7 protein-coding genes and 1 pseudogene are annotated in these 8,757 nt (G+C 42.1%); 3 read left to right on the top strand and 5 right to left on the bottom strand.

The window, feature by feature from the left end:
* Window positions 1-269: 269 nt before the first annotated feature.
* Entirely contained in the window at window positions 270-2,528 is a 2,259-nt protein-coding gene (gene clpA, locus ACH10T_RS12760; RefSeq protein WP_394809642.1) for an ATP-dependent Clp protease ATP-binding subunit ClpA, read from the bottom strand.
* 1 nt (window position 2,529) lies between these two features.
* Window positions 2,530-2,838, bottom strand: coding sequence for an ATP-dependent Clp protease adapter ClpS (clpS, locus tag ACH10T_RS12765; protein ID WP_394809643.1), 309 nt, complete (start codon window positions 2,836-2,838; stop codon window positions 2,530-2,532).
* Between the two features lie 282 nt (window positions 2,839-3,120).
* Here clpS and ACH10T_RS12770 point away from each other — a divergent pair, with 282 nt between their 5' ends.
* Complete coding sequence (locus ACH10T_RS12770) at window positions 3,121-3,324, top strand: cold-shock protein (protein ID WP_013964362.1); 204 nt, start codon at window positions 3,121-3,123, stop codon at window positions 3,322-3,324.
* 206 nt (window positions 3,325-3,530) lie between these two features.
* Here ACH10T_RS12770 and icd read toward each other — a convergent pair whose 3' ends face one another.
* Complete coding sequence (gene icd / locus ACH10T_RS12775) at window positions 3,531-4,778, bottom strand: NADP-dependent isocitrate dehydrogenase (RefSeq protein ID WP_394809644.1); 1,248 nt, start codon at window positions 4,776-4,778, stop codon at window positions 3,531-3,533.
* Between the two features lie 274 nt (window positions 4,779-5,052).
* On the opposite strand from icd, the gene ACH10T_RS12780 reads away from it, so the two are divergent.
* On the top strand, window positions 5,053-6,096 hold the full coding sequence (locus ACH10T_RS12780) for a phosphoglycerate mutase (RefSeq protein WP_394809645.1): 1,044 nt from the start codon (window positions 5,053-5,055) through the stop codon (window positions 6,094-6,096).
* A gap of 348 nt (window positions 6,097-6,444) precedes the next feature.
* Window positions 6,445-7,617 (top strand): EAL domain-containing protein, encoded by a 1,173-nt coding sequence (locus ACH10T_RS12785; RefSeq protein ID WP_394809646.1) that lies wholly within the window; start codon window positions 6,445-6,447, stop codon window positions 7,615-7,617.
* Window positions 7,618-7,671: 54 nt separating this feature from the next.
* On the opposite strand, the gene ACH10T_RS12790 is transcribed toward ACH10T_RS12785, so the two are convergent.
* Entirely contained in the window at window positions 7,672-8,346 is a 675-nt protein-coding gene (locus tag ACH10T_RS12790; protein ID WP_394809647.1) for a class I SAM-dependent methyltransferase, read from the bottom strand.
* A 289-nt stretch (window positions 8,347-8,635) separates the two neighbouring features.
* A pseudogene (locus ACH10T_RS12795) lies at window positions 8,636-8,757 on the bottom strand (IS1595 family transposase); the annotation flags it as partial.

The following is an 8,757-nucleotide window of genomic DNA, read 5'->3' on the forward strand; positions in this document are numbered from 1 at the left end:
AATCGCATTCCTTTTACAACCAGCATGTAGCCTCACCATTTTTTCGATGTCGACAGTCTACACGAAGGTATCGATGATCTCGCTTAATGCGACAGAACCATATTAAGTGCCGCCCGATCCATTCCAAACGGAGTAGTTGTAAAAAATTGCGGGACTAATCTTTGTCATAGTAAAAGAACTTGGAAATTCCAAGTGGCGCTTCTTGCCTACCGAACGCATCTGCACCGATGCGCGCACCACAGTTTTTCTATATGCGCCTCAGCTATCGGTTAAATGATTGCAGCTTCTTCTTCAAAGAGAAGCTTTACCTTCTCATTACTATCAATATCAACAGTTACTTTACCGCCACTGACTAGGCGCCCGAACAATAATTCATCAGCCAATGCACTACGAATCGTATCTTGGATAAGCCGCTCCATCGGCCGGGCACCCATGAGCGGATCAAAACCATGTTTTGCAAGATACTTACGTAATTGTTCCGTAAACGTTACTTCCACTTTCTTTTCGTGAAGTTGTGTTTCAAGTTGAATTAGAAATCTATCGGTTACTCGCAAAATAATTTCCTGATCTAAAGAAGCAAATGAAATGATCGCATCTAGCCGATTACGAAACTCAGGAGTAAATAGTTTTTTGATATCAACTAATTCATCCCCTGCAAATTTTGATTTTGTAAATCCCATCGAAGATTTAGCAAGGGATTCAGCGCCTGCATTGGTAGTCATAATAATGATAATATTGCGGAAATCTGCTTTACGCCCATTATTGTCTGTCAGCGTTCCATAATCCATGACCTGCAATAAAATATTGAAAATATCTGTATGCGCTTTTTCGATTTCATCCAATAATAGAACTGAATAGGGATGTTTAATCACTATCTCTGTCAACAGTCCCCCTTGATCATAACCCACGTACCCTGGTGGTGCTCCAATCAGACGGGAGACTGCATGACGTTCCATATATTCCGACATATCGAAGCGATGCAAGTGAATACCAAGCGCATAGGCTAATTGCCTTGCCACCTCGGTTTTCCCGACCCCTGTTGGCCCTGAGAAAAGAAAAGAGCCCACGGGTTTCCGCGGATTACCTAATCCACTTCTCGCCATTTTGATGGCTGCAGTCAGTGCATTAATTGCATTGTCCTGCCCAAAAACAACAGCCTTCATATCGCGACCCAACGTTTTCAATTTATTGCGGTCATCCGTAGAAATATTTTGTGGAGGAATTCGCGCAATCTTGGCTACCACATTCTCAATCTCACTCTTACCGATCACTTTCCGTTTCTTCGATTTTGGCAATATGCGTTGCGCAGCACCAGCTTCATCAAGCACATCAATTGCTTTATCCGGTAAATGCCTATCATTAATATAACGTTCCGATAGCTCTGCTGCAGAAACTAATGCACCGACAGTATATTTAACCTTATGGTGCTGTTCATAACGAGATTTCAAACCTCGTAAAATAGCTACCGTTTCATCCACACTGGGTTCGTTAACTTCTATCTGCTGGAAACGCCTTGATAGTGCATGATCTTTTTCAAAGATCCCGCGGTACTCCCTAAAAGTTGTGGCGCCGATACATCGTAGCTGCCCAGTACTTAAAACCGGCTTCAACAGATTAGATGCATCCAGAACGCCACCTGAAGCAGCACCAGCACCAATAAGTGTATGGATTTCGTCTATAAACAAGATAGCCGTTGGATTATCAGTTAATTGTTTCAACAATGTCTTCAAGCGTTGTTCAAAATCTCCGCGATATTTGGTGCCCGCCAATAAAGCGCCCATATCAAGCGAATAAATTTGATGCTTCAAAAGTAAATCAGGCACATCTTCTTCAACAATACGTTTTGCCAAGCCCTCTGCAATTGCAGTTTTTCCTACGCCCGCCTCACCAACTAATAAAGGATTATTTTTACGGCGTCGGCACAACGTTTGTATAACTCGCTCAATCTCCTTATCACGCCCCACCAAGGGATCTATTTTATTAATTAGCGCCAGGTGATTGAGATTTACCGTATAATTCTCAAGCATGCCTCCGCTCGAATTGGATTCGTGTTCACTATCCCCTTCATTCCCGGCTTTTGCATCACTCTCGTGCGGCACTTTCCGAATATTATGTGAGATGTAATTCACCACATCCAAACGCGTCACCCCTCTCTGGTGTAAGAAATAAACGGCATGTGAATCTTTCTCACCAAAAATCGATACCAAAACATTGGCGCCTGTCACTTCTTTCTTTCCAGATGATTGCACATGCAATATCGCTCTTTGAATAACGCGCTGAAAACCTATTGTAGGTTGCGTATCAACTTCTTCTTTACCATTAATCACCGGTGTATGGCGTGTAATATGGTCCGCTAATACTGATCGCAAACCTTCAATCTCTACCAAGCAAGCACTTAATACTTCAGCGGCACTTGCATTATCCAACATTGCCAACAGCAAGTGCTCTACTGTAATGAATTCATAGCGTTTTTGTCTGGACTCTACAAACGCCATATGTAAACTAACTTCTAAATCCGGCGCAATCATTTCAGTTTTTCTCCATTATACACCTAAGCGGGTGCTGATTTTTTCTAGCAAATTCAACCACCTGACTCACTTTTGTACTTGCAATATCGCTTGGGTATATACCACACACACCAGCCCCCTGCATATGCACCTCTAACATTGTTCGCGTTGCCTGTTCTTGATTCATGGAAAAAAATATTTTTAACACCTCGATCACAAATTCCATAGGTGTAAAATCATCATTCAATAATAAAATTATGTACATGGAAGGAGGTTTTCGTTCAATTTTTTCCTGTACAAGCATAACGGCTTCTGGGTTACTCTCCGTCATAACTGTTTTCCCTACTCATTCTTTCTATAAAAATATATTGTACTAAATACTTCGTTATCGACATCTTTGACGATTACGACAAAATTTTCAAGTATCTTGAGACAATTACCCAGTTCTTGCACACAAATATGTTGTAACGGCTTGACTTTAACCATATATTTGCGTAAAATTTAAAATGGCGTTTGGCTTCAAGCTCTCTGCGGCACCGGTTTTATCCGTCAATGGTCTTGAAATTCAAATAGTGTTAGGGTTTCCGGCCCAGTTTTTATATAGGAAGTAGAAATGGCAACAGGTACAGTAAAATGGTTCAACGATTCCAAAGGTTTTGGTTTTATCACTCCTGACGATGGCAGCGAAGATTTGTTTGCACACTTCTCAGCAATCAATATGTCTGGATTTAAAACTCTTAAAGAAGGCCAAAAAGTGAGTTTTGATGTCACTCAAGGACCGAAGGGAAAACAAGCCTCCAATATCCAATCCGCTTAACTTTCGTAAAAATACTGGCTTAGACCTCTTTATTTGACAATAACAATATAACAATAAATAAAGTAAGAAGAATAAATCCCAAGTAGATTACCCCTTTGTTCGTATGACAAGGGGGTTTTTATTTATTGTTCCCATTTTTATACTCTTCCCACGCGCTAGGAGCAAGCAAACAGCAATTCCGCTCCCACACCATCATCGTTTCAAACTCACATACTCTCGATCATTGCGACACCAAAATCCGAAGAAGAAACTTGCCTGGCATCAGTCATTTGTCGCGCAAAATCGTAGGTAACTATTTTGTTCTGAATAGTTTTTTCCATCGCTTTGATAATCAAATCGGCTGCCTCTACCCAACCTAAATGCCGCAACATCATTTCCGCTGATAATATGATTGAACCAGGATTTACTTGATCTTTTCCCGCATATTTAGGTGCTGTGCCGTGTGTTGCCTCAAAGATGGCGATAGAATCGCTAAGGTTTGCTCCTGGCGCAATCCCAATTCCACCTACCTGCGCAGCCAATGCATCAGAAATATAATCACCATTTAAATTCAGAGTAGCTACCACATCATACTCTTCTGGACGTAACAAGATTTGCTGCAAGAAAGCATCCGCAATCACATCTTTAATAATAATCCCGCCTTTTTCTAACGGCAATTTCATCCACGGCCCCCCATCCAGCAATTCTGCTCCAAATTCTTTAGCAGCCAAAGCATAGCCCCACTTCTTGAATGCGCCCTCAGTAAACTTCATAATATTGCCTTTATGCACTAAAGTAACCGATTGACACTTATTATCAATAGCATACTGAATTGCCTTCCGGACAAGACGTTCTGTCCCCTCTTTCGAAACAGGTTTGATGCCAATCCCAGAAGTCTGAGGAAAACGTATACTGGTCACCCCCATATCCTTAATCAGGAAATCAATTACCTTCTTGGCGGACTCTGATTCTGCTTCCCATTCTATACCCGCATAGATATCTTCAGAATTTTCTCTGAAAATAACCATGTCTGTCTTTTCCGGATTCTTCACTGGGCTAGGTACACCACTAAAATAACGTACTGGCCGTAAGCAAATGTATAAATCCAGCAATTGACGAAGCGCAACATTAATCGAGCGTATACCACCACCAACCGGTGTTGTCAGCGGACCTTTAATGGAAACCACAAACTCCTTAGCGGCTTGCAAAGTCTCTTCCGGCAACCACACATCAGGTCCATAAACTCGTGTTGATTTCTCGCCCGCGTAGACTTCCATCCACGAAATTTTGCGTTGCCCGCCATACGCTTTCTTAACCGCTGAATCGACGACTCTCTGCATTACCGGAGTAATATCAACACCAATACCATCACCTTCAATAAAAGGAATTATTGGATTATCAGGCACATTTAACGAATTATCATCATTAACCTGAATCCTTTCTCCATCACTAGGTATTCTTATATGCTGATACATGACATCTCCAAGTGCTCGAATACAAATGCAATTAATAAATATATCCTGGTCAGCTAAACCTCATTGGATGAGAATATTGTGACTTCCCTTCTTCATTGCAAGATAAATTTTCTCAAACTAAAATAAAATTCTGTGTTTCGACTATTATACGTGTAAACACGACGCCTTTCCACGCGACTGGAAAACCCGTTGCTGCTTAATGTAAATCGCTACTTCGGATAAATGGCATTTCACTCAATTTCCAGAATCACGCAACACCAACCCGGCCCTCACGATGAATCTAAACCTTCTCATTCCCAATCTATTCTGGCCTGATATCTTACAAACAGAAATCTATCATGATCTATCAGCGCCTTCTTTAGAAGTACTGTTATCAAAAAGTGTCGCCACGATGAGCCCTCCACAAGAAATAGAAGCATGGCTATGTGAGGAGTTCAATGTAGAAAAACAGCAAAATGACTGGCCTATTGCACCGCTCATGCTACACACCGATGCCCCTGCTTTGGCAAAAACAAGTAAAGATTTCTGGATGCGTGCCGATCCTGTCCACCTACGTATCGAACAAAACCATATCATGTTAGCTGATAGCCAAGCTTTCAAAATTTCTATAGAAGAAGCTGAGCAAATAGTGCAGGACCTTAATCACAATCTGTGCAACCAGAGTTTCTCTTTCTTCCCATTACATCCTGACCGTTGGTATATCCGAACCCAGAAAGTACCGGAGATCTTCACGCATACACTCAGTCATGTCACATGCAAGAACATTAATAGTTTTTTGCCGTCAGGCGCTGAAAGTATCGCATGGCATCGAATTTTTAATGAGATTCAGATGCTGCTTTATGAACACTCCATTAATCAAGCTCGCGAATCTCGTGGTGAATTGACCATTAATAGCGTTTGGTTCTGGGGAGGAGGAAATATGCCGCAATCAACACAATCTCCTTATACGCATGTATGGGGTGATGATGACCTACCACGCGCATTGGCATTAGCCAGTAACACAAACCATTCAAAGTTACCTGCCGATGCGCAGGAATGGCTCCAAACCCAAAGATCCGGGAATCATCTTGTGATATTGGATGCCTTGCACGGAAAGGCCAAATATAGGAATGCTTATGGCTGGCGTGAAACGCTCGTGAACATAGAACATAATTGGTTTTTACCTGTATATGCGGCACTTAAGAAAGGAAAAATCAACCAATTGACTATCACAGCGCTTAACGAAACTTCATCTCAGCGTTTTGAGATAACACGCTCTGATTTATGGAAATTCTGGCGAATAACTAAACCACTTCCCGCCCATATAAAAACACACTAGCAAGAATAAGGAAACATCGTGCAAAAAATCTCTCTCCTTAATAACGTTAAACCTTATCTCGCAATTTGCATTGCGTTAATACTTGCAATCGTTCTGATAGCTGACACCTATATTATCAATGAAATCCCATCACACTTTCTCGCAGCGCTATGGTTTTCCTTGGTCTTTGCAATACTAATCGCAATGATCCAAGTAGCGGGTTCGGAAAAAAATATCAAAAACTTTTCCGATCAACTCCAAGCTAGCAAGGAAAGACTCGGGAATGAGATTAAACACCGGCTGTGGGCTGAGAAAACAGCTTCTGAAAGCAAAATAAAATCACAGTTTGTTGATGAAAACCTGCCTGTCATGCTGGCTTATTTTAATGGTGATCTTCGTTGCCGTTACCATAATAGAATATTTCGCCGATGGTTTGGATTAAAGCCAGATCAAATAGATGGTCGACCTTTAAAAGAATTCTCACATGAAGAGTTTTTTTCTGATATTCAAAATAGTATCGAAGAAATACTAGCCGGAAAAACCGTACATAACGAACGTGTTCTTAAGTCGACCAAGGGCTTCCCTTATATTTTTACGGAGCAATATCTTCCTCATCTTGATAGCAAGGGAAAGACTGTCGGCTTCTACACGTTACACACCCCTCGGGCGCAAGAAAAAAACCGTGACTCTTCCAAAAAGAAGTTAGATACCCCAATTAAACCAGAACCAGAAAAAACCAACAAAATACCGACTAAAGACAATACGAATTTGCCACCGAGCACTCAAACATCCAAATTAGGAATTACAGCTGCACGCATTACTCAAGCAATTGAAGGGGGAGAATTTAATCTTTATTGCCAGGAAATAACCCCCATCAAATCATCTATCACGTCAGTTTCACATTATGAGATTCTCATTCGCATGCATGAGGAAGAAAATAACTTGATGCCACCTGGCTCATTCCTACCCCTTGTCGATCAATTTAAAATGATGCCAAAATTGGATCGGTGGATAATCAATCACATCGCCCAGTGGTTAGCAGCTCACCCAAAATCAAACTCTGTATTTTATATTAATGTCGCTAAAGATACGTTAAGTGACCGGACCTTTCCTGGCTTTATTCAAGATCAATTACAAAAAATAAAAGCCCCGGCTACCAATCTTTGCTTTGAGGTTGAAGTATCAGACGCAGAAACCAATACAGCCGATACACTTATTTTTACGCAGAAAATTCGAGAACTGGGCTGCTTGGTTTCGCTATGCAGCTTTAGCGGCAACCCAGAATCGTTAAATCTTCTCGACAAAATGAAAGTCGATTTCCTGAAAATTGATGGCAGTTTAGTATGCAATATCCTTCGTGATGAGGAAGATCTCGATAAAGTAAAAACCATCAATCAACTTGCGCACAAGGCAGAAATCAAGACAATAGCCGAATTAGTTGAATCAGATGACATCATTGTGAAGCTACAGGAAATTGGTGTCGATTATGCGCAAGGATTTGGTGTTGCTAAGCCCCATCCCTTCAAAGATCTCGAGTCATAGGATTGAGCGGCAGGGAATTTTTGTAAAACCCTGCCTCTAAAAGCCAGATTCAGATTATTTCACAAAGCAGGGTCGATCATTTTTTACCGGCTTACAGGCACGATATAAAGCAATCGTGCCGACCAAGGTACGAGAATGAGCAGTCTCCTCTACCGGATGAAACCCTGCATCCATCATAAAAACCGGTAAGCGCCCCAGAATGTGAGCGTGAATTTCTTCAAACCAGCGCATCATCAAAGAGATTAACCACATAACAAAATCGTGCGGCTTGCAGAAATCCGCGATATGCAGCTCGCCACCAGGCTTCAATACGCGGAAAGCTTCTCTGAGCATTTGCTGTTTATCTTGCCGCGTCAGATGATGCAGCATCAGACTGGAGAATACACGGTCGAAACTTCCATCCGGGTAGGGCAGACAAGTTGCCGTACCCTGTTGCAAGATGATGGCTTCCCCTGTTTTCTCGGCCTTCCTTCGCGCAATATCCAACACTTGGGGATCGACATCGAGTCCATAGACTATAGCACCCGGTTCGGTTTGTTTGATCAGCAACGTCAGCGTGCCGGTACCGCAACCCACATCCAACACAATCTGTCCAGGCTGGATATGGGCCTGTGCAATCAATGCCGCCTTGATTCCTGATTCGGGAAACAAGCGCTGCATCACCGGATCGTACCAGCGCGTCAACCAGTGCAAATGTAATGCCGGGAAAAAATGAGGCTGCTTTTTCATGACAAATAGTTTCCCAATTTTTTATGAAATCTTTAGGTAGCAAGTCTAGTTTTTTTGTGTGCAAAGTGTCGTACTTTATCGATCAGCACCGGCCAGTAACTAAGCTTTTGCTATTTTTCTGTGGAATTGCTATTGCTTACCGCTTGCAACAGCGCTTGCCAGTGAAGATGATCATTGGCCTTAATGATGGAAAGTAGATCATTGACTACGTGCTCCAATTCAAAGATAAGTTCGTTGCGTGCTTATCCGGTTAACTCCCAAGGTAGCTAGATGTAGTAGTGGGCCGTGATTATTTTGTATAAAGTTCAGCATAGGTCGGCGCAGTGACATCACCAGCAATGCCAAGCAGGGAACGGAATGCGTTGAAAGGGTAGAAACGGCGGTTGAATCGAAACGTGAATTCGTTGAGAT

It is taken from the genome of Nitrosomonas sp. (genome assembly GCF_043753625.1).
Taxonomy (GTDB): domain Bacteria; phylum Pseudomonadota; class Gammaproteobacteria; order Burkholderiales; family Nitrosomonadaceae; genus Nitrosomonas.

Coding starts and splice junctions, on each gene's coding strand:
- icd (WP_394809644.1), bottom strand. CDS start 4,778: ATGTATCAGCATATAAGAATACCTAGTGATGGAGAAAGGATTCAGGTT.
- ACH10T_RS12770 (WP_013964362.1), top strand. CDS start 3,121: ATGGCAACAGGTACAGTAAAATGGTTCAACGATTCCAAAGGTTTTGGT.
- ACH10T_RS12780 (WP_394809645.1), top strand. CDS start 5,053: ATGAATCTAAACCTTCTCATTCCCAATCTATTCTGGCCTGATATCTTA.
- clpS (WP_394809643.1), bottom strand. CDS start 2,838: ATGACGGAGAGTAACCCAGAAGCCGTTATGCTTGTACAGGAAAAAATT.
- ACH10T_RS12790 (WP_394809647.1), bottom strand. CDS start 8,346: ATGAAAAAGCAGCCTCATTTTTTCCCGGCATTACATTTGCACTGGTTG.
- clpA (WP_394809642.1), bottom strand. CDS start 2,528: ATGATTGCGCCGGATTTAGAAGTTAGTTTACATATGGCGTTTGTAGAG.
- ACH10T_RS12785 (WP_394809646.1), top strand. CDS start 6,445: ATGCTGGCTTATTTTAATGGTGATCTTCGTTGCCGTTACCATAATAGA.